The following is a 21,285-nucleotide window of genomic DNA, read 5'->3' as shown; positions in this document are numbered from 1 at the left end:
CCAAGGTAAGATTATATAGATGAATGCTTCAATATATCTTTATGAAAGAGAAATGCCACATGCAGGCTCGCACGCCTTACTCTGTCGCCGCTGGAGCGCTTTTACTGGCCGTAAGTTGCTGGGGAATGGCACCGGTAGCCACGCGTTATCTACTCACCGACCTGACGCCTATACAGCTCATCCTGATCAGATTTGCTATCTCCACCATATTATTATTGCCGCCACTGCTACAACTGCGAGGGCAGCACTGGTCCAGGGCGAAGATCGGCCTGGCTATTTTGTGTGGCCTGCTCAATAGTATTGGATATAATCTGATCGTGGCCTTCGGACTTCATTTTATTGCCGCCAGCCTGGGTGGCATCCTGATCGCCACCGAGCCGATCTGGATTCTACTGCTATCGCTCTTGATAACCCATGAGCGTCCCCACTGGTCTGTTTTGCTGGGATTTGTCGTGGCGGCCATCGGAATTGGCGTCGGAACACTACTGGGCAATACCAGCGATATCTCGCTTACCGGCACCCAGATCTTTGGCGCGGGGCTGACACTACTGGCAGCCTTTATGTGGTCGGCCTACACGGTATTGATACGACCGCTGACCGCAAAATATGGGGCCAGCAGATGTACGGCGTTGACCACTTTCATTGGCACGCTGCCATTATTTGTTTTCTATACGCCACAGGTGGCGACCAATGTGCTACATTTGAATGTATACGGCTGGCTAGCTCTCTGCTTGCTGACCGTGGGCAGTACCGTCATAGCCACTATGCTATGGAATTATGGTGTAGCTGCTATGCCTGGTTCGCAGGCCGGGCTCTTCCTCTACCTGGTACCGCTGATGAGTGTCGTCGGAGGAGCACTCTTTTTGCATGAAGTTATCACGGCAGGCGTACTTATCAGCGGCGTGCTCATCCTGACAGGAGTCTGCATAGCCCAGGCCCGGCAGTTTATGAGGCAGCGTTTCCCGCGAGAACCGCTTAAATATGTGTAGTTTGTGCCTGCGCGCCCAGGATCTTCCTCAGCAGGACTTTGGCCCGGTGAAAATATGTTTTGGCGGTGGCTTCTGGCATCGACAACACCTTTCCAATCTCTGAGAAACTGAGCTGTGAAGCATAGCGCAACACAACCACCGAGCGAAACTTGGGTGGCAAGGAATCAATAGCCTGGTGCAGGTGGAGCTGCAGATCGTGGCGCTCCATCAATTCATCGGGCAGCGGTCCTGGATCGGGTATATCGCTCAAGGGCGAGAATTCACCATCAGCGTTTTCTACTTCTAGTTGAGAAAAATGGATCGCATAGCGATGGCGGCGCCGCAGTTCATCCACGCAACAGTTACGCGCAACCTGGAAGAGCCACGACTTGAACGGCTCACCGGTTCCCAGTTTGGGTAACGAGATGTAAAAGCGTAAGAAAACCTGCTGCAAGACATCACAGGCCAGGTCGTAGTCACCCAGGAAGCGACAGATAAAATTGAAGAGAGGGGTATGATATCTGCGTACCAGCAGCTCAAAGGCACGTTGATCTCCATCTATAATCATCTGAGCCAATACAGCATCAGAGATTTCTGCCGAAGAAGATTGCATAGTTTCTTGAGTTCGCACGGGTAACCTCTTCATTTCTGAATGGATTTTTTCTAGTGGCCATTCACTTTTATAGATACTAGCATATACTCTTCAAACAATAATTTCAATGGATTTTCAATCAAATAAAACTCTAGATATCTACTAAAAGTCACAAAAAGGCAAGCCCTGAGCGAGATAGGGAGATTTTTTTGAAAAGAGAAAAAGAAGTTTTGTGGGTTGCCCCACAAAACTTCTTTTTCTCTTTTCACACGCCGCCGCAGGCGGTGCGAGGGGATAGGGAATGTGATTTATGCGTGTTCCAGGCGTCGCAGTTCGATCTTCCCGTCGCGAACTCGTGCCGCAAAGGTAGGCTGCGCGTAGACGGCCGGGCTATTCACGACACAGCCATCGCACATGCGGAAGCCGGAATTGTGCCAGGGGCAATACACGACCCCGTCCTCATAGCTTCCCTCATCCAGCGGTCCACCCAGGTGAGAACACGTAGCGGAGATCGCATGGATGGTTGAGCCATCTTTCACCATCACCACGGGTGCTCCCTCGACCTCTACACGTGTTAGCTTGCCTTCCGCCAGGTCTTTTTCATCCATTACAGGCACGAACTCGTCAGGGCCGCCATCAACAATCGTGCGGTTCATGCCGATACCTGTAGAATAGGCCAGTTCTCCGCCGATGTAGGCGGAATAGACAGTCAGCGCGTACGCTGTGCTGGACAGGGCGATAGCCGTTCGCCGCTGGCCTGTCAGGCGCAAGAGGGCCGAAGAAAAGTTCAGGGCGGTAACGCCGCCATTGAGCAGCGCATGCAGCATACCGGTCCGCTGCTCCTGACCATCGGTATCCACCCAGTTGGCCAGGCCCGTAGCTGCTGAGCCGGTGGCACCAGCCAGGCCTAGCCACATCATCATGTCGGCGCTGCGAGCCATCCCCTCATCTTCATCGCTTCCCAGCCAAGCCAGATCAAAGACCATCGTCGATGTCCAGGCGCCAATGGGAATCGTCACCAGCACTGGATGAACAGGGTGGCCGAACCAGACGCCGGAGAGAAAGTCCTTCACCCGGTACGACGTGTCTTTCGGCTTGCCAAATAGAGACTGGGTCCAGTTCAGCAAGGGACTCGATAGCTTATCCAACCAGGGCATATTCGCCACCAGTTTGGCGCTATAGTGACGCAGCAATGGGTATCTCGGCGGCGTATCCATCCAACTGGTAGGCGGTTCATTCTGCTTTGTCGTCTCTGCAACCATGTCTAAGGCATCCTTTCTTATACCACGAGCCAAAAATAGTCCCGTGGCGGATTCATACCAATGATAGAAAAAGGGATCTCTGGTTTTTGTGTTTGCTGTAAGTAGCGCAGCACGGTAGGATTATGGGCATAAAAGAGTTGAGCGCAGCGCAGGGCGCTATCGAAGGAGCGGAAGTGGATACACATCTCTTCTTGAACCGGTAGGGAGACGTACTGAAAACCATGCTCCCCAAACCATTGATGGTCTTCCGTACGTGGCCAGACGATAATGATCTTGCCACCCGGCCTGGTCACCCGGCGTAGTTCAAGTAAACCCGCCTCGCCTCCCTGGTCCTCCAGCGCGGTAAACGCCGAACAAGAGAGCGCGGTATCCACGCTCTGATCGGCCAGCGGCAACTTGTTAAAGCGACCGGCCGCTGGGAATATGGACTGCTCCAGTCCCCGATCAATGATCTTCTTGCGCAGGAGACGCAATAAACCAGGTGAAGGCTCAACGGCATGCACCCTGGCCGCGCCATAGCGCAGATACTCAAACGAGGCCCTACCACTACCGGCTCCGGCATCCAGCACCACCTTGTCCTTCAGGTCGGATTGAATAGACTGGAAGATGCCCTCATGCAACCGCTCGCCCACCGTCAATTCCTCGTATAGCTCGGGCGTTTTCCAATAGATGAGCTCCCAGAACAGGATGTTCAAGGTCTCATTGCGGGCATGGTCGATCTCTTCCGACGAGAGAGGCTGCTGTAGCTCCTGCTGAAACTGGTCTCGCTGCGCCTCTGGAATCCCCTGCATAATACGTGTGATCAGAGCTGATGAGACATTGTGGAGGCTATCCGCCAGCAAGCGACTGGATAACTGAGCATGGCTACATGCCAGCATGTCGCGCATGGTTTCAGCGTCGAAAACCTGTAAATCTTCGATGTGAAATGGATTTTCAAACAAAACCTCGGATTGGGCAGATGAGTCGCTACCGACCATGGATCATCCCTTCTTCACACTCCTACCTATCCAAACCAAACCATCAGCACTACTATCAGTTCCCATCATCGGCTGGAGAGGAATCATCTAAATGAAATGTTGCTACCTATTTGTCGTACGCTATCCTGAAACAAAAAGTTTCTACAAAGGGGGCCAGGGTATAATTTTCAGGGATTTTTCATGTGACCCGCAGGGTTCGGCCTGCGGCCTCACTTATGTATATAGTGGTGTCTCGGGCGTGCAGCTGCGCGCCCGAGACACCACTATATACATAATACGAAAGTTCAGAACTGGTAAGCTGGAGACAGCTTGGGTGGTGCGGGTGTGATACATTGTTAGAGGGAGAATGATATAAGATTATGGAGGAGATGCGGGATGGCTGATATTAGCTATGATCTACTTGTTATTGGGGCGGGGGCGGCCGGAAGTACAGCGGCCAGCACAGCGGCCGAGATGCATAAGCGGATCGCGCTGATTGAGGATGATAAGCTGGGGGGAACCTGCCTGAACTATGGCTGCGATCCCACCAAATCGCTATTGCAGATCGCTACCATGCTCCACCGGTCCCGCCATGCGCAGCGCTATGGGCTCTCTATTCCCGAAGCGACGTTTGACTGGCGGCGAGTGCAGGATTACATTCAGGAAGTGGTTACGCGCATCCGTGGCGGCTCACCAGAGCAGGCGGACAGGTCCCTCAAGCAACAGGGGATCGATGTTTTCCATGCCCGTGCCGCGTTTACCTCACCGCATACCGTCTCGGTTGAAGGGCAGACGCACTACGCCGATAGGATCATTGTTGCCACCGGAACCAGTACCCGGCGTCCGCCAATAGAGGGCCTGCGGGAGGTCGGCTATATCACCAATAAAGAGGCGGTCTATCTACCGCAGTTGCCTGCGAGTCTGGCTATCATCGGAGCCGGTCCACTGGGTCTGGAGTTCGCCCAGCTTTTTCAGCGCTTCGGCGTCCAGGTTACGGTGCTGGAACACAATACTCAGCTACTAAAAAAAGAGGAGCAGGAGCTGGCGGATCAGCTGGGTGATATTTTAAAGGCTGAAGGCATCCGGCTGGCCACTGGAGTCGAGCTTGAGCGGGTCGAGCACGCTTCGAACGGGCGGAAACGGCTCGTCTATCGGGAAGAGAACGGCCAGAAGCAGCTCGAGGTTGATGAAATCCTTCTCGCTACCGGGCGCAAGCCTAATCTGGATGGACTCAATATCGGGGCTGCGCACATTGATAGCACCGAAAAAGGAATCAGCGTGGATGCTACTCTGCGCACCTCTGTTCCCCATATCTGGGCGGCCGGCGATATCACGGGTGGTTACCAGTTCACCCATGTGGCCAGCGACCAGGGGCGACTGGCCGCCAACAATGCTTTCGCGACCACGCCTCAGCCCTTTACCGACCAGGCCATCCCCTGGGTGACCTATACAGATCCTCCCCTGGCCCATGTCGGCCAGACCGAGGCCGAGCTGCGCGCTGAAGGGAAGCGCTATAAAGTGGCCCGGCTTTCATATGAGAAGGTTGAGCGGGCCATTACCAATGGTCGCACCGCTGGCAGCCTCAAAATACTGGCCGATGAGCATGGTAACATTCTCGGCGGCCACATCCTGGGCGAGCAGGCAGATGATCTGCTAGCACAGATAATTCTAGCCATGAAGACGGGTATCTCCGCCCAGACGCTGGCCCAAACCATCCTGCCCTATCCGACGCTAAGCGAGGCCGTACGCTGGACGGTGGACCGCTTTTCATAAGCGCTACCAGGTGGTTGACCTGAGACTAACTCGACTGTTTATGCGTGTACTACATGAGGCCACGTTGTGAGAGTGCTATGGTGCCGTATTGTGTAAGGGACCATCTCTGGACATGCAGCTCAGATATATATATACAGAGCTGCGCGTCGCCATGTTGGTCCCACAAAAAAAGTGCAATTTATAACGAAAGTTATACATGAATAAGGAACCATATTATGCGGACTGTACTGATTCTCAATCCGACTTCAGGCGAGTCGGCACTGGCAACTAACCATAATACCCTCGATGACAGCAAAGAATTGATCCTGTCCTCTTTACGCCCGTATAATATAGAACCGACCATCGTTTATACCACGGTGGAGGACCCGGGCACAGGATTGGCGCGCAAGGCGGCCGAAGAGGGCGCGGATATCGTCATCGCGGGCGGTGGTGATGGGACACTCCACGCGGTTGCCAATGGCTTGATTAATACCAATAGTGCGCTGGGCATCCTGCCCATGGGTACGATGAATAATATCGCGCGCAGCCTTGATATTCCAGAAGATATCGAGAAGGCATGCGAGATCATCGCTCAAGGCACTACCAGTCGCATCGATGTAGGAAAGATCAATGACCATATCTTTTTAGAAGTAGCCGGCATTGGACTGGAGGCGGCCCTCTTTCCGGCAGCGGAAGAGCTCAAGAGCAAGGGGCTCTCCTCGACGTTACACGGTGTTGTAGAGGGACTGCGCACGCTCTTCACCTTTTCGCCGACGCGCTTTACCGTTACCTTTGACAACAAGAGGCGCCGCCGGGTAAACGCTATTCAGATCAGCGTCTGCAACTCACCCTACTACGGGGCACGTCTGCAGTTCGCGCCCGACGCATTAATGGATGACGGACTGTTCGATGTACTCATCTATCGGCGCTTCAGCAAAATAGACTATATTCGTCACGCCATCTCAATCAGCCAGGGGAGACGGGCGCTGACACAGAAAATCAGTCGGCGCAAGGTAAAGACCATGTATATTCAGTCAGAACAACCGGTGGAGATTCACGCCGATGGGGAACAGCAGGGCACTACCCCGGCGTTGATCGAGATTCAGACTGGCGCCTTACAGGTGCGCGTAGCAAAAAAAGTGGCGGCAGGCCCCAATATGACAAAACCGGAGCGCAAGAAGAGAAGAATAAATCAGCGGGCTGCCGAACGCGACCAGAGCGAAGAGAAAGGTTCTGTATATGTTTGATTTTAATCGTAAAGCAGGCAAAAAAACACAACCTGAGCAACCCACACCCGGTACAACAACAAAAACACGGCCGTCTGAGCCCTTACCACAGGTCAGGCTACCGGAGGTACAGATACCTCCAGTGATGACCGAGGCCCAGAAAGCCGCGGCCCAATCCTCGGTCTCGGGCCGACGCGCGGTTTCACGTGGAACCATGTTTATGGCCTTTTACCTCTGGATTCTGTCGGGGGCCGTGATCCTTTCTCTGATCGCACAGCGCACCCAGTTTTTCCCCGGCGATATGTCGATTACGGCCCGGCTCCAGAAGTATCGCAATCCCTGGCTGCGCCGCTTCTTCTTCGGCGTCTCAGAGATCGGCTTTGTGCAGTATGCTTTGCCGCAAACGCTGGGTATCGCGGGCATCTTCTGGGTGCTACGCTTCCGTTTAGAAGCACTATTTATCCTGCTCACCTCGTCCGCCACGCTGCTCAACGCCATCGTGAAGCGCGTGATCAAGCGTCCCCGGCCAACCCAGGAACTGGTTACGGTGGTTAAAGTTATCAATGAGCCCAGTTTTCCCAGCGGACACGTCATGTACTACACCAATTTCTATGGCCTGCTCATCTATCTGCTGGCTACCAACTGGCGTTCGGGACGCATTCGCAATCTACTCATCGGCGTCTGTACCACGTTAATCGCCTGCATTGGGCCATCACGCGTCTATCTGGGCGCGCACTGGCCCAGCGACGTGGCCGCGGGCTACATCTATGGGGGCCTCTGGTTTAGCGGCGTCATGGCGCTGTACCTGCGCGTCAAGGCCTGGCTGCATCCTTCGAGAGGCAAGGCCCCAGAAGCCGCAAAACCGCTGCAGCAACCCGGCGACGACATCGATAAAGAGATCAAAGAAGAGTCAGAGAGAGACTAGCAGAAGCACAGCAACGCCGGCACCCCGAATGGGGTGCCGGCGTTGCTGTGCTTCTGCTAGTCTCCTGGAGTTAGCCTATATGTGGCATAACTACTTCAGAGGATTCCTGGGCTTCGGCGGCTTCGGGCTCAGCATGATATGCATACTGATCGGCGCGACCACCGGGTAGCCAGAACATAGCCACCAGGCCGATCACCGCCAGCACAAATAGCAGCAGGTAGACCCAGAACAAGCTCTTGGACAGGGCCGCCTGCAGTTGGCCTAGCAGATCCGACGCGAGGGTAGCACGTACATCCGGTGTCAATAAGACGTTGGCCGGCGAGATACCTTTGGGCAGATGTTGTAGCACCTGCTGATAGTGGGCAAAGATCGGTGTGAAACGCATGGCCATTTGCGCATTGAGGATCGAACCCATGATAGCAACGCCGATGGTTCCTCCAATGGTGCGGAAAAACTGGGTGGAGGCCGTCGCGACACCGCGCAGGCTCCAGGGAACCGCGTTCTGTACCGATAGGATGTAAGCGGAACTGGAGAAACCGAGTCCGGCACCGATTAAGACCATAGCCACGATAATTAATGGCAGGCTACTCTGAGGTGTAAACGTCAGCACAATCCCCATACCGATCAAGGTCAGTCCGGTCCCCAGCACCGCGGTAATGCGATAGCCATAGCTCAAAACAACTTTGCCGCTGATAGTGGCCGCGATCGGCCAGGCCAGCAACAATGGTCCAAGGATAATACCGGCATCGGTGGCGCTGCCACCCTTAACGCCCTGCATGAATAGTGGCACATATGAAGTGATGCCGAACATAATCGTACCCAGCACCACACCACCGACGCTTGAGATGACAATAATGCGATTCTTGAATAGATCCAGTGGCAGAATGGGCTCGGCGGCGCGCCGTTCTTCATACAAGAACCATCCCAGCAGCAGGATAGAGATAGCGAATAAGCTGATGCTCTGCCAGGAAGCCCAGGACCAGCTGGTGCCACCCTGCAGGAATGCAAAGAGCAAAGCAACAATGCTACCACTTAATGTCAATGTACCGATGTAGTCCAGTTGATGTTTTTTCCGTTCGACCTGCTCTTTAAGCGCGAACATTAACATAGCAGCCGAGAGCACACCGAAGGGCACGTTGATAAAGAAGACCCAGCGCCACGAGGAATGATCAACAATTAAACCACCCAGCGCCGGCCCCACGATACTGGATAAGCCCCAGACGCCGCTGAATAGCCCCTGTACCCGGGCACGCTCTTTTAAAGCAAATATATCCCCAATAATCGTTAGCACGATCGGCTGCACCGCGCCCGCGCCCAGACCCTGAATGGCACGGAAAATGATCAACTGCACCATCGTCTGGGAGCAGCCAGAAGCGATCGAGCCGATGAGAAATAGTACCGAACCAAACAAGAAAAGTGGCTTACGACCATAGAGGTCGGCCAGTTTGCCGTAGATAGGCACCGTCGTGGTCGAGGTCAACAGGTAGGCGGAAAATACCCATGAATAAAGGGTGATGCCACCTAACTTCCCCACGATACTGGGCATGGCGGTTCCCACAATGGTGGTATCCAATGCGGCCAGCGTCATGCCCAGCATCAGAGCAATCGTCACAATAATTTTGGCGTTTCTGGTCATTCACTCGTTCCTGACTATACTACCTTAACCCATCCAATCAAACCTGCTTATCCAAACACGCCTCATGCGCCATTTATTCCCTGTCATATCAGCAATATAATCAGTAGACCAGTCGAGCGCCCTTACGCCTCTACATTGACGCCGCGCCAGAAGGCGACGTAATCCTTGATCTGGCTCGCCGCCTCCTTAGGCTGGGGATAGAACCAGGCCGCGTCCCTGTTGGCTTCGCCATCGACTTCAATAGTATAATAGCTGGCCTCACCTTTCCAGGGGCAGGTTGTGTGGGTACTACTCGGCTTAAAATAGGCTCGCTGAACAGAATCGGGTGGAAAGTACTGGTTGCCTTCAACCACAATACAGTTATCGCTTTCCGCCAGCGTTACACCCTTCCAGGTTGCTTTTGGCATCGGAATACTCCTTCAATTATCCTCTACTGGTGAGAGGCTACATATACAACAATATCGCCATATCATTGTACATTTTTACACGACCAGCCGAGGAGAAATGATGCGCGAATCACTAGAATTTCCCCCGCCATAGTTCCTTCATGGAACGCATGAAGTTGAGCATGCGCCACCACGCGACCGGGGCGATCCCGGCTATTGGAGGCGTTGAAACGAACTGGGGTCCAAATGAGGCGGCCGGGCGCAATAGACCGACCTGCTCAGTCACAGTGGCATGGCTTTGTAGCGGCGGCGGTGGCAGATGAATACCTTGTCGGCTGCCTGGGGCCGGATGCAGTGGATGGACCGCCGGGATGTGCGCGGAGGAATGCGGGGGCGGTGGCTGGCGCTGACTCGGATGATGCGACGTTTTGATTACCTTGCCGGACGCGATACGCTGTAACTCGCGCTGGATGTTCCCCATGCTGCTCGGACGCCGCTTGGGGTCCAGTTCCAGCATGCACTGGATCAATATTTTAAGCTGCGGGTGATCAGGGAGATCCAGGTGCTTTGGTCCAAAGGGAGAGACAGAGGGATCAATGCCAGTAATTAACTGATAGAGCACAATACCCAGGCTATAGACATCCGCCTGGGGCGTGGTCTGGGCGCGGCCGTACTGCTCGGGGGCCGCGTAGCCTGGAGATCCCAAAGCGATCGTGTCTTTGGCCTTGCCATGCTTGAAGTGGCGCGCGATACCAAAGTCGATCAAATAGATCTGCCCTTCTGGGGTACGCATGACGTTCGATGGCTTGAGGTCGCGAAAAATAATCGAGGGCTTGCGCGTATGCAGAAAGCTCAACACGGTCGCCAGTTGAATGCCGATCTGAATTACCTTATCGACGGGAAGAGAGCCACCACGACGGCGTACATAGCTCTCCAGCGTCTCGCCCTCGATATAGCTCATCACCAGGTACCAGTTGCCCTGCTCGGAAAAATAATCATAGATGCTGGGGAGATTGGACTGGGTCAGGCTCGCCAGCAGAACGGCCTCGCGCTTGAAACCGTTCGCCGCCTCCGCCAGTTCCTGGGGGCTAAGACCATGCTGGATCATCTCTTTGACGGCTACCTGCCGATCCATAAATTCGGTGTCAATGGCTCGATAGACCTTCCCATAACCACCCGACCCGATCTGTGCGACAATGCGATAGCGCTGCTTGAGCAGGTCATTGACCCGCAACGGATGCGGCCCATGCAACGCAACGGCCTCCAGATGAGCCGAGGTCGTCAACGCGGGCGTGGAGCTATTGGTTTGATTATTGAGACGGTACCCGCAGAAGCGACAAAACTTTGCATGCAGCGGATTTTCGCCTCCACATTCTGCACAGAATAGAGGGCTGTCCTTCCCCATGAACATCTATCTCCTCAAGAACACCCCCGCGTAGAGAGCATCCTTTTTCCTGATGACACCAATACATCAACATAGGTCTATTCAGAAACGTAGAAGGCTCACGGAAAGTTTCTATGTGCTGGACTTTTACCCCAGTGTGGCGTGGGGGTCGCGTGGTGACGCGGAGCCCTTTTTGTGGTCACGCCTTTAAAGTCAGCCATAAAAAGAGTGATTTTCTTCTATAGTACTTGTATGATAGCGTAATTCTTGTTAATTTTCTATGGGTTACTTCACATTTTTTATTACGTGTCGCCTGCGGCGACACGCGGGAGGAAAGATATTGGGGCACAGCCCCAAACCCCAGTCAGGGGCTGCCGCCCCTGCACTCCGCTCTCGTTGCCCACAGCGACACGCAGGAGGAGAAGATGTTGGAGCACAGCCCCAACCCCCGGTCAGGGGCTGCCGCCCCTGCACCCCGCTCTCGTTGCCCACAGCGACACGCGGGAGGAAAAGATATTGGGGCACAGCCCCAAACCCCGGTCAGGGGCTGCACCCCTGCACCCCACTCTCGTTGCCCATGGCGACAAACCTCACGTTTAAGAAGAAGACCATCGTAGGTGCTGGGCTTGCCCCAACTTGTCGCGAAGCGACCCCGTACCCGGGCGCCCATGTCTCCCTATTTACGCCACCTCTCCGACAAACGTTGAACTTCCAATTGCGCTCGCATTAGGAAGAAAACGGATTCCATGGAACGTGGCAGATTGGGCACAGGGTCGCTTCGCGACAAGCTGGGGCAAGCCCAGCACCTACGGCGCGTTGCATATGGCTCTTGACGGGGAGGCTGAGGGCTCGCTATAATTAAGTCAGATTTGACTAAACGGCGGTTACTATGTATAAACAGGTTATGCTGCTTGGTGTGCTGCTTGAGAAGCCGATGTATGGACAGCAGATTCGGGAATTTATTGAGGCACACCACGATTTATTTGCCAATCATATTAAGAAGCCGACGATTTATTATCAGCTGGAGAGGCTGGTGGCGGATGGCTATCTTGAGATTCGGCGCGAGACCGTAGAGGCCCCGGGTCCAGGGGCGGCACATGAGGATGTGGCTCTACGTGAGCGGGATATGTATTATGTAACGGATCAGGGGAAGGAGTATTTCTCGAACCTGTTGCGCGATATGATCAGCAAGTTTACACCGGGTTTGAGCGAAGTGGATGCCTGCCTGTACTTTTTGCATCACCTGACGGCCGAGGAGGCCTGTGCGCTTCTTTATGAACGCCTCTCGCTGGTTGAGGCTTACCATAGCGCTGTTGTACAGCTCAGGGATGCCAGCCATACCTCGGATGCCGCCCATCAACTGGTAAATGATCATAAGCTGGCATTGCTCGACGCGGAGATGTGTTGGTTGAAACGGACGATTGAGCAGATTTCTCTGGGGGCCACAGGTCACCCACATACTGCCCCAACCACGCATTCTGCCTGACAATGACGGTTACAATGAGCTAGATATACAGGAGCTGAGCGAGCATGGAGCACAAACGGCGGTCTCCGCTATTACTGATGGCTTTAACCATCCTGATCGATTTTACGGGCTTCGGCCTCATTATTCCCCTGTTACCATTCTGGGCCGAACACCTGGGAGCGAATCCTTTAGGGGTGGGAGCCATCGTTACCGTCTATGCGCTGGCCCAGTTTATATTTACGCCAGTGCTGGGAGGGCTATCGGACCGCTATGGGCGTCGCCCGGTGATTGTGATCTCGCTGCTGATTGAAACGCTCTCGCTGGCTCTGACCGCAATCTCGGGCTCTTTAATTATGCTGCTCTTTGCCCGCTTTATTGGCGGTCTGGGCGCCTCCAATATCGGTTCGGCGCAGGCGGTGGTCTCTGATGTTACCTCGGCCAAAGATCGGGCGAAGGGGATGGGTTTGATCGGGGCCTCGATCGGCGTGGGCTTTGTGCTTGGACCGGCCCTCGGAGGAATTCTATCTCCCCTGGGCGCGACCATCCCATTCTGGGCGGCCGCAGCCATCGCCCTGGTCAACGCGCTGCTGGTCTTCTGCTTCTTGCCAGAAACCCGGACCAGAAGGGAGCCGCGTTCGCAGTCGCCAGAGCAAAAACCCGAATCGATGAATCGCTTCAGTGTATTGTGGACCGGATGGCAGCGTGCCCTGAACGCGCCCATCGTCCTGCGACTGGTCATCGTCAACCTGCTCTTTACAATCGCCTTCACCTCGATGGAGACGATCTTCCCGCTCTTCTCACAACAGAAATTTGGCTGGAATTCGGTTCAGAATGCCTACCTGTTCACCTATGTTGGTTTCATCGTGGTGCTGATGCAGGGTGGCCTGGTTGGTCGACTGGTCAAACGGTGGAATGAACAAAAGCTGATGCTAGCTGGACTCTTCCTGCTGGCCATCGGCCTGGTGACGCTGGCATTCAGCAATCAGCTCGCGCTGGTATTGATCAGCGTCGGGCTGCTGAGTATCGGGGATGGGGCGATCAGTCCAACGATCTCGACCCTGCTCTCGTTCGCCAGTCCGATTGAGACGCAGGGGGAGATGCTTGGCCTGGCGCAGGGCGCCGCTGGCCTGGGCCGCATCATTGGACCCATGATCGCTGGCAGCATCGATGCCCTCAGCAGTTCCAGCATCCCGTTGCTCCTGGGAGGATTGATCGCCCTGCTAGCGGCCATGGTCGTACTGCCGATCCTGAGCAAGATTCATCGTCCCGAAGAAAAGCCGGAACCGCGGGTCGCCGAGGCTGCCGCGTCCCGCTAAAGCATCTCACTCAACCCAGGGAACTCTCCGCTTAAGCAGCAGCCGGTCAGTTCCTTATAATATAATGCGATAGCGCACTCGCCTGGAGGATTTTCCAGGCAACTGAATGAAACGCTCATATACGGGCGTCATTAAACGTATTTTAAGGAGTTTTATTGTGATTGTACGTATCGGTATTATGGCACTGCGTATCTGTGTCCTGCTAGCACTTATCCTTGGCGTCCTCCTCTGGCTCAACCTGGTTCCTGGCGGCATCGTCATGATCCACATGCTGCTGGGTCTACTGGCCATGATCTCGCTCTGGCTGCTGGCCTTTGGCATCGCCACCGCGCCCCAGGGTCGCAACATAGGACTGGCCATCGGCGCCTTTATCATCGGCCTGCTCCTGCCTATCATCGGACTGGGACAGCTCAACTGGCTCAGCCTGGGCTCAGCCCATGTCGTTATCCAGATCATCCACCTGCTTATCGGCCTGAGCGCCATCGGCATCGGTGAGGCGATCGCGGGCCGCTATCGCCGCTCGAATAAATTGGCCTGATCATCTCGAAAACCGGCGCCCCTTTGAGAGGGGAGATGGTATCGTTGATGGAACGTGCGCGCCCGGGCACGGGGACGCTTCGCAGCCAAGCGCCCGCAAGGGGCGCACCTACGACGGCGCTTATATTATTGGGAAGGGACAAAAAACGCGCGTTCAACGCGCGTTTTTTGTCCCTTCCCAATAATACCAGGGCGGCCGCGCATGCGGCCGCCCGAACGGGAATGGCCCGGCCGCCGGGCAGTTGCTCAGCTATTGCCGAACCGCCTCGAATATGTTTTAATGTCCTTAACCATTTCGCAAAGCTTTCAAAAAGAAAAGTAAGCACAAGCGTCAGCAAAGGAGCTTATGTGAGTCAGCAGGAATCGCGTCACCGCCTCGCTGTCTATCCAGGCAGCTTTGATCCACTAACCAATGGGCATCTCGACATCGCCCATCGGGGAGCACGTCTCTTCGATGAATTGATTATAGCGGTCTACAGTTTTCCGGCTAAAAATCTGCTCTTCTCCGTCGATGAGCGGATCGCACTCTGGCAAACGGTCATAGCCGAAGAGGGCCTGACCAATGTACGTGTTGAAAAATTCACCGGCCTCTTGATCGAATATGTACGATCAGTAGGTGGTCAGGCCATCATTCGTGGCCTGCGTTCACCCAATGACTTTGATGCGGAGTTTCAACAAGGGCTGATGAATCGCAAATTGGCGCCCGAGATCGAGACTGTATGCTTTATTACCAATCTGGAGCAGCTCTTTGTCAGTTCCTCGCTACTAAAAGAAGTTGCCAAACTGGGTGGGGACGTCAGGGATATGCTGCCCGCGTCGGTCGTGCAGGCTTTGCAGCATAAATTCAGTCAGACCAGTCCGGCCTGAGCAGGTAACGACTGATAAGCTCAGCTGATAACAAAAAAACGGCATGATCAGGTAGTGAGTAGTGGCCTCGGCCTCGCTCGAAACGATGTACGGCCCATGGCTCTGTGACTTTGCAACAGGCGTGGCTATTCATTCGTAGAATATATGTAGGGTATCAGCGCAACCTCTTCAAAAGAGAGGCATCTCGTCAGGTCCGGTGGGGACACAGCGGCATGGGAAGGAGGCTAGGCACGCAGCATGGATATTCTCTACCTCGTAGATCGCCTTGAGAACCTTGTCGCGGGTAGTAAACGGATGCCATTAGTTAACCAGGTTATCCTCAAAGAGGCCGATCTTCTGGCAATCATTGAGCAGATGCGCACCTCGGTTCCCGGTGAAATCAAGCAGGCGCGGCGCATCATGCAGGAGAAAGAGCGCATCTTGGCGCAGGCGCAGTCTGAGGCATCCGCGATACTGAGCCGGGCCCGCGAAGAAAGCGAGCGCACCATGGCGCGTGAGGGGCTCCTGCAGGTCGCAGAAGAGCGTTCGCAGGAGATTATTCGGCGCGCGAACGAGCAGGCGCAGACCATCGTGCGACGCGCGGAGTCCCATACCGACCAGATGCAGATCGAGGCCGACACCTACGCCTCCGAGACCCTACGAAACCTGCGCGAGCACCTCCTCAATGTTGAAATGGAGATTGAGCGCACGGTCATGAGTATTGAGAAGGGCCTGGACAGCCTGGAAGGCCGCCCCGAGGAAGAGCAAGAGGCCCCGCCATCCCCTGACAGGGTAGAGCCAGACGATGACGATGACGCGCTCCAACCCCGCCCCCTACCACGGCGCGCCTCACTGGCCGCCGACACCATGGGTGGCCCCAATTATCCGATGTAATACACTGTAATATAAGTAAAAATGGTAGATATGTAAGGTCAACAAGAGATATCCTCCACCGTTTTCTGGTGCCCGGAGTGCCACGCCAGCGGCGTTTTCCGTGCCTGTTCCTGTCAATCAGGAATCACCAGCAGGACTTGACACCCTTTCATGCCTTGTCTATAATGAGCAGGCGCCAGAGAAGAGTAGGGGACGGTTCGCCTTGCGCCAAAACGTATTTACTGGCAAAAGTTCTATACTTTTTCGGTCTCAATGGAAAGGACAGATTCCATGATCTTTAACGTGGCGCAACTCATGAAGGCCCCGGTCGGCTCGGGGGCCGCATTTGAAGCAGATATTCACGAAGAGCAGGTTCAGTTCGACAACGATTTTAAGGTGATTGGACCCATTGATGGGCATACGCGCATGCGCCGTGTCAATCAGGGACTGCTAGTAGACGGTTGGGTAGATCTCACGCTCGATCTCGAGTGTGCACGCTGCTTAAAGCACTTTGAGCAGCCCATGCATATCACCTTTGAGGAGCTTTTCTATCCAACAGTGGATGTGGTGACGGGTACACCACTCCCTCCCGTCGAGGAAGACGATGTCTTCCCAATCGATGAACACCATCAGGTTGATCTTACCGAAGCAATTCGCCAGGCTGTCTTGCTGGCTATCCCGACGGTACCTTTGTGCAAGGAAGATTGCGCGGGCCTATGTGCACAGTGCGGTCATGATCTCAACCTTGGTCCTTGTAACTGCGAACCTGAGGTTGATGATACCCGTCTGAATGTGCTCAAACAATTGCTGCAAAACGAAAAATAATAAAAACACATTAGCATACACGAGTACGTAACCCTGGGTGTGATCACACCCAGGACACAATACTGGTGGAAGAGGAGAAATTCTAATGGGAGCATTACCTAAACAGCGCATCTCGCGCGCTCGTCAGGGAGAGCGACGGGCACATCATCATCTGGAAGTTCCACAGTTAGTTGCCTGCCCGCAGTGCAAGCGCCCACGCCTTTCGCATCACGCTTGCCCCAATTGTGGCACCTATCGTGGTCGCCAGGTTGTCCTGCCCAGGACAAAGAAGTAATAAGAAGTTGCAGAGGCTACCATAACGCACGCTCAATTGTGTAGTGATGTCAAAAATCCTATACGGTTTGCGTGCGCTTTACGGTTTAAGATAAGATAGGTATACACATATATACGACTACTTTCCAGACCAGATGGCCTGGTAGCCTTGCACATTCTTTGCGTATACGAAGTGGACGAAATGACGACAAAAGTTGCCTTTTTATTTCCAGGGCAGGGAAGTCAAAACGTTGGGATGGGAGCGGATGTTTTTGCGGCATCTGATGCGGCAAGGCGCGTTTTCACCACCTTCGACGAGACATTAGGCTTCTCGCTCAGTGATCTTTGTTTTCAGGGGCCTGAAGATACCCTACGTTCAACCATTAATGCTCAGCCAGCCATTGTCGCAGTTAGTCTGGCATATCTGGCAGCCTTTCAAGAAGCTCTCACCCCACACAATTCTTCCTGGACTACGCCGCTCGCCCCCAGCTATACCGCAGGCCATAGCGTTGGCGAATGTACGGCGATGGTGGCATCGGGCACCATTGATATCAAGGGCGTCGCCCATCTTGTACGTGAGCGCGGCCGCCTGATGCATGAAGAGGAAGAGATCTGTCCGGGTGGGATGGCCGCCATCATCGCTATGAAGGAAGACGCCTTACAGCAGGTCTGTGAGGACGCGACACAGCAGTGTCTGCAGCAGCTAGATCAGACGACGCAACAGCATCCAGGGATGGGTCGCGTGGTGCTGGCGAACTACAACGCGCCCGGCCAGATCGTCATCTCAGGCGAGCAGAAGGCCCTGGACACAGCGTGTGCCCTGGCCAAAGAACGTGGCGCCAAACGCGTCATCCGGCTCTCGGTCAGCGGCGCCTTCCATTCACCGGTTATGCAACCGGCCGCGGCCAAACTGGCAGACTCTATCGCCACCACACAGATTCAGGATGCCACCTATCCCATTATCAGTAACATCACCGCCCAGCCCATAACCAGCGCCTCAGACCTGCGCAGTGAACTCTCACAACAGATCGCTGAATCCGTTCAGTGGACCCGCACCATCGAATATTTAGCATCCCAGGGCGTGAAGGTCTTTTTTGAGATTGGTCCTGGACAGGCCCTGGCTGGTATGATCAAGCGTATCACCAAAGATGTTGATATCATCAATATAGGGAGCGTGGAAGAGATCGAAAAGGCGGTCGCCAGGGTCAAGGAGTTCTAACACCAACATCACGCGCAATAAGCTGTTGTCGCGCATGAGTGAAGACGATTGGGATAGTCTACTTGACACAAACTTAAAAAGCGCCTATCTTTGCAGTAAAGCTGCAGTGCGCATGATGATTCGCGCTCGTAAGGGTACGATCATCAACGAGGGACAGTCATATGGCTATGGAATCACAAACAACTGGAGTGGTACGAGTGGCACGGCCAGTGCTCACAACCATCGTGTTAAGTACCGCTCTGCAAATTCGCGGCGTTGTCCGTATGGCTCATACCAGTGACCAATGGTCACGACTATTGGGGCGCGACGTCCCCAATCAGGGTATCAACCTTACGGTCAAAGATAATACTGTTACTGCCGACCTCTATTTAATCGTTGAATCAGGTAGTAACATAGTGGAAGTAGGCACAGCTGTCCAGGAAGAAGTTGCCGCCGCCATTGAAAATATGATCGGCATGCAGGTTCAGGGCGTCAATGTCTACATCCAGGACGTTGCATAAGTATTAGTAATAACATAACCATAACGCGTCTGATGAGTCGAAACATCGTCTGTCCAACCCACGCGGCACCGCCGTCGTAACGAACGGTCTCGCTTGAGAAGAAACAGGCACCAGCTAGTCACATTCGAGGATACTATGCCAGGGATACGCAGGCAAGCGCGAATGATCGCACTGCAAACACTCTACGAATACGATATAGCCAACCATGCCCCGGAAGAGGTCTTGCAGCGCCACGCCGAGGAGCGCAATCTGCACCCCAAGGTAGTCGAATACGCTAGAGAGCTTGTTCTGGGCGCGTATGGCCATCTTGCAGATATCGATGCGCACATCCAAAGCGCGGCCCGAGAATGGCCATTGCAACAGATGGCTCGTATCGATAAAAATATTCTAAGACTTGCAATCTACGAAATTCTGTTTAATAATACTGTACCAGCCAAGGCGGCTATCAACGAGGCGGTGGAACTCGCCAAGACCTATGGCAGTGAAACATCCAGTCGTTTCGTCAATGGCGTACTTGGTACAATATTTAACCGGGCACAACAACAGCCCATCCCAAAAGCGGAAAGCGAGGTGAAGTAATAATGCCTACAGTTCATGAGCGTCTGAAAAAAATCATCGTTGAGCAACTCGGTGTTGATGAGAGCGAGGTCGTTCCTAGCGCATCTTTTGTTGAGGACCTCAACGCAGACTCACTCGACCTGGTCGAACTTATCATGTCTCTCGAAGAGGGCTTCAAATTGCAGATCTCTGACGAGGACGCCGAGAAAATCACAACCGTCCAGGAAGCTGAAGATTACATCGAAGAGCATCTGCGCTAATATTTCGCAATGCTAGGCGCTTGCTGATATAATTATATATATCGCAAGCGCCCTTTTTTTTTATGGCCGCGCCTGAAAGCCAGAGGTTTCGTGCCTTCGGCTAAGCCAGGGCAAGCCTGGCACCTACACGTTACGCGCCTGCGGCGCTCAAACATTTTATTGAGGCGACGAGCGAAAAAGGCGCGCACTGCGCGCCTTTTTCGCTCGTCGCCTCAATAAAAAAGTGCGGCCGCGTATGCGGACGCTTGTGCGGGGGCGCATTACTTCCCCCCATCAAAAAAATGAAAATTTTAAAATAAAAAAAAGTCGTTGTTTTGTTGTCACAAATCACATTTGCCATGCATCTACATTAACGTGAAGGAATTCTTCTCCGAGAAAACCTTCATACGAACGCGAAAAGAGTTAGGTGTGGACACGATACCTGCAGCACAAGCTGTTGAAACGCTCATTCATGAATACTATAAGCTGGTATTCCATACGATCTATGGCCTGACCAATAACTGGGAGGAAAGCCAGGATCTGACACAGGATACCTTTCACCAGGCGTTAAAAGGCATTGACGCGGCACGGGCCAGCAGTGGAGGACACTTCCACGCTAAAGCCTGGTTGTTACGTATTGCCTTAAATACAGTGCGTATGCAGAAAAGAAGGCGGGCGCTATTTAGCTTTATCCCTTTCTCCAGTATGCATGAGAAGCGTCAGCAGGAGGGGAGTGAGCGGAACATAGCCAGGGATGAGATGGTGCAGGCACAGGCCACACCAGTGCAGCCTGGCGGCTATGGTACGGTCGGCAATGAGGATCCCGCCGAAGCCATCGCGGAACAGGATGCGGTCCAGCGTACAATGGCCCTGTTACCAGAGCCGTTACGCATCTGCCTCTTGTTCTCAATTGTGGGTGGGCTCTCAACCGCGGAGATCGCAAACATGCTGGACCTCAAGGAAGCGGCGGTACGCCAGCGCCTGGTCCGGGCTCGCAAGCAGTTCCAACAGCTTTATTCGCAGCAAAGTGGCGAAGAGTTAGTCGAGGCGGCACCACCGCTAGCAACCAACTCACAGCTCCAACAACAATCTGATGGTCAGGATCGCAAGCAGCGCAACGCGCCCAAAGACACGCACCGGCGCCTATCCCTGGCGAACCAGGCACCATCGATAGGAAGTGGCTATGCATAACGACTCAATCGAGACCTTGCTGTTACGCCATTATGGCACCAACAGCCCGGCGCCCGGGGCTCTGGAGCAGCGTCTATGCGCATCTGTGCACCAGGAGGCACAGGAGATACAACAACGCCAGAGCACAGCCAGGCGTCTCTGTGAGCAGCGTATCAGCCGCCGCCGCGCCGTTCAACTGGTGGCAATAGGTTCCGCCGGCCTTGGCCTTCTCAGTGCCGGTGTTGCCAGCGTCGAAAACATCTTGAGCAGTCAGGAAGGGGTTCGCCCGGCATATTCGTAAGGCCAGCGTTGTTATAATTTTCAGGCTAGTATTTTAACGTTGTAGAAACAGTTCTCGATCTCATCCGACCACTATTTTGTCGTGGCGGATACCGTTA

At 54.1% G+C, this 21,285-nt stretch carries 24 protein-coding genes; 18 read left to right on the top strand and 6 right to left on the bottom strand.

Annotated features, from left to right (window positions below; genetic code table 11):
* The first annotated feature begins 59 nt into the window (after positions 1–59).
* Positions 60–989, top strand: a complete 930-nt coding sequence (locus tag AABA21_RS27545; protein ID WP_338255160.1) for a DMT family transporter — start codon at positions 60–62, stop codon at positions 987–989.
* On the opposite strand, the gene AABA21_RS27540 is transcribed toward AABA21_RS27545, so the two are convergent.
* The 3 genes from AABA21_RS27540 to AABA21_RS27530 all read right to left on the bottom strand — a co-directional run bounded on the left by AABA21_RS27540 (position 976) and on the right by AABA21_RS27530 (position 3,799).
* The gene (locus AABA21_RS27540) at positions 976–1,599 is read right to left on the bottom strand and encodes an RNA polymerase sigma factor (RefSeq protein WP_338255159.1); all 624 of its coding nucleotides are present in this window, start codon (positions 1,597–1,599) and stop codon (positions 976–978) included. The two genes, AABA21_RS27545 and AABA21_RS27540, sit on opposite strands and share 14 nt — an antisense overlap.
* 269 nt (positions 1,600–1,868) lie before the next feature.
* A complete protein-coding gene (locus tag AABA21_RS27535; RefSeq protein ID WP_338255158.1) occupies positions 1,869–2,822 on the bottom strand; it encodes a Rieske (2Fe-2S) protein in 954 nt (317 codons plus the stop codon).
* Positions 2,823–2,839: 17 nt separating this feature from the next.
* Positions 2,840–3,799, bottom strand: a complete 960-nt coding sequence (locus AABA21_RS27530) for a class I SAM-dependent methyltransferase (RefSeq protein ID WP_338255157.1) — start codon at positions 3,797–3,799, stop codon at positions 2,840–2,842.
* A 375-nt stretch (positions 3,800–4,174) separates the two neighbouring features.
* On the opposite strand from AABA21_RS27530, the gene AABA21_RS27525 reads away from it, so the two are divergent.
* From AABA21_RS27525 to AABA21_RS27515, 3 genes are all read left to right on the top strand, one after another.
* The gene (locus tag AABA21_RS27525) at positions 4,175–5,551 is read left to right on the top strand and encodes a dihydrolipoyl dehydrogenase family protein (protein ID WP_338255156.1); all 1,377 of its coding nucleotides are present in this window, start codon (positions 4,175–4,177) and stop codon (positions 5,549–5,551) included.
* Between the two features lie 215 nt (positions 5,552–5,766).
* A complete protein-coding gene (locus AABA21_RS27520; protein WP_338255154.1) occupies positions 5,767–6,777 on the top strand; it encodes a diacylglycerol/lipid kinase family protein in 1,011 nt (336 codons plus the stop codon).
* A complete protein-coding gene (locus AABA21_RS27515) occupies positions 6,770–7,681 on the top strand; it encodes a phosphatase PAP2 family protein (protein WP_338255152.1) in 912 nt (303 codons plus the stop codon). Before AABA21_RS27520 ends, AABA21_RS27515 begins: the two co-directional genes overlap by 8 nt.
* A 70-nt stretch (positions 7,682–7,751) precedes the next feature.
* Here AABA21_RS27515 and AABA21_RS27510 read toward each other — a convergent pair whose 3' ends face one another.
* From AABA21_RS27510 to AABA21_RS27500, 3 genes are all read right to left on the bottom strand, one after another.
* Positions 7,752–9,317 (bottom strand): MDR family MFS transporter, encoded by a 1,566-nt coding sequence (locus AABA21_RS27510; protein ID WP_338255150.1) that lies wholly within the window; start codon positions 9,315–9,317, stop codon positions 7,752–7,754.
* A 122-nt stretch (positions 9,318–9,439) separates the two neighbouring features.
* Positions 9,440–9,724: a DUF427 domain-containing protein gene (locus AABA21_RS27505; RefSeq protein ID WP_338255147.1), complete on the bottom strand. Its 285-nt coding sequence runs from the start codon at positions 9,722–9,724 to the stop codon at positions 9,440–9,442.
* 112 nt (positions 9,725–9,836) lie between these two features.
* Positions 9,837–11,108 carry a serine/threonine protein kinase gene (locus tag AABA21_RS27500; RefSeq protein ID WP_338255144.1) on the bottom strand — a complete coding sequence of 424 codons (1,272 nt, stop codon included), beginning with the start codon at positions 11,106–11,108 and terminating at the stop codon, positions 9,837–9,839.
* 868 nt (positions 11,109–11,976) lie between these two features.
* On the opposite strand from AABA21_RS27500, the gene AABA21_RS27495 reads away from it, so the two are divergent.
* From AABA21_RS27495 to AABA21_RS27435, 14 genes are all read left to right on the top strand, one after another.
* Positions 11,977–12,573, top strand: coding sequence for a PadR family transcriptional regulator (locus tag AABA21_RS27495; RefSeq protein WP_338255143.1), 597 nt, complete (start codon positions 11,977–11,979; stop codon positions 12,571–12,573).
* A gap of 44 nt (positions 12,574–12,617) precedes the next feature.
* Complete coding sequence (locus AABA21_RS27490; protein WP_338255141.1) at positions 12,618–13,868, top strand: MFS transporter; 1,251 nt, start codon at positions 12,618–12,620, stop codon at positions 13,866–13,868.
* A gap of 157 nt (positions 13,869–14,025) precedes the next feature.
* Positions 14,026–14,406, top strand: coding sequence for a hypothetical protein (locus AABA21_RS27485; RefSeq protein WP_338255139.1), 381 nt, complete (start codon positions 14,026–14,028; stop codon positions 14,404–14,406).
* 347 nt (positions 14,407–14,753) lie between these two features.
* Entirely contained in the window at positions 14,754–15,272 is a 519-nt protein-coding gene (gene coaD / locus AABA21_RS27480; RefSeq protein ID WP_338255137.1) for a pantetheine-phosphate adenylyltransferase, read from the top strand.
* A 237-nt stretch (positions 15,273–15,509) separates the two neighbouring features.
* Entirely contained in the window at positions 15,510–16,145 is a 636-nt protein-coding gene (locus AABA21_RS27475; RefSeq protein WP_338255136.1) for an ATP synthase subunit B family protein, read from the top strand.
* A 270-nt stretch (positions 16,146–16,415) separates the two neighbouring features.
* Positions 16,416–16,949, top strand: a complete 534-nt coding sequence (locus AABA21_RS27470) for a YceD family protein (RefSeq protein WP_338255134.1) — start codon at positions 16,416–16,418, stop codon at positions 16,947–16,949.
* Positions 16,950–17,034: 85 nt separating this feature from the next.
* Positions 17,035–17,223, top strand: coding sequence for a 50S ribosomal protein L32 (gene rpmF, locus AABA21_RS27465; RefSeq protein ID WP_338255132.1), 189 nt, complete (start codon positions 17,035–17,037; stop codon positions 17,221–17,223).
* Between the two features lie 180 nt (positions 17,224–17,403).
* Positions 17,404–18,420 (top strand): ACP S-malonyltransferase, encoded by a 1,017-nt coding sequence (gene fabD, locus AABA21_RS27460; RefSeq protein ID WP_338255130.1) that lies wholly within the window; start codon positions 17,404–17,406, stop codon positions 18,418–18,420.
* 7 nt (positions 18,421–18,427) lie between these two features.
* On the top strand, positions 18,428–18,700 hold the full coding sequence (locus AABA21_RS39525; protein ID WP_420917224.1) for an SDR family NAD(P)-dependent oxidoreductase: 273 nt from the start codon (positions 18,428–18,430) through the stop codon (positions 18,698–18,700).
* Positions 18,582–18,920, top strand: a complete 339-nt coding sequence (locus AABA21_RS27455; RefSeq protein WP_126596576.1) for an Asp23/Gls24 family envelope stress response protein — start codon at positions 18,582–18,584, stop codon at positions 18,918–18,920. Before AABA21_RS39525 ends, AABA21_RS27455 begins: the two co-directional genes overlap by 119 nt.
* Positions 18,921–19,055: 135 nt before the next feature.
* Positions 19,056–19,499 (top strand): transcription antitermination factor NusB, encoded by a 444-nt coding sequence (gene nusB, locus AABA21_RS27450; RefSeq protein ID WP_338255127.1) that lies wholly within the window; start codon positions 19,056–19,058, stop codon positions 19,497–19,499.
* A gap of 2 nt (positions 19,500–19,501) precedes the next feature.
* A complete protein-coding gene (gene acpP, locus AABA21_RS27445; RefSeq protein ID WP_126596574.1) occupies positions 19,502–19,738 on the top strand; it encodes an acyl carrier protein in 237 nt (78 codons plus the stop codon).
* Between the two features lie 408 nt (positions 19,739–20,146).
* Positions 20,147–20,908, top strand: a complete 762-nt coding sequence (locus AABA21_RS27440; RefSeq protein ID WP_338255126.1) for an RNA polymerase sigma factor — start codon at positions 20,147–20,149, stop codon at positions 20,906–20,908.
* Entirely contained in the window at positions 20,901–21,188 is a 288-nt protein-coding gene (locus tag AABA21_RS27435; protein WP_338255125.1) for a hypothetical protein, read from the top strand. The genes AABA21_RS27440 and AABA21_RS27435 overlap by 8 nt, the downstream gene beginning before the upstream one ends.
* Positions 21,189–21,285 lie beyond the last annotated feature (97 nt).

It is taken from the genome of Dictyobacter halimunensis (assembly GCF_036245075.1).
The sequence above is the reverse complement of the archived record's forward strand: the minus strand, read 5'-3'. Positions and strand labels throughout refer to the sequence as shown.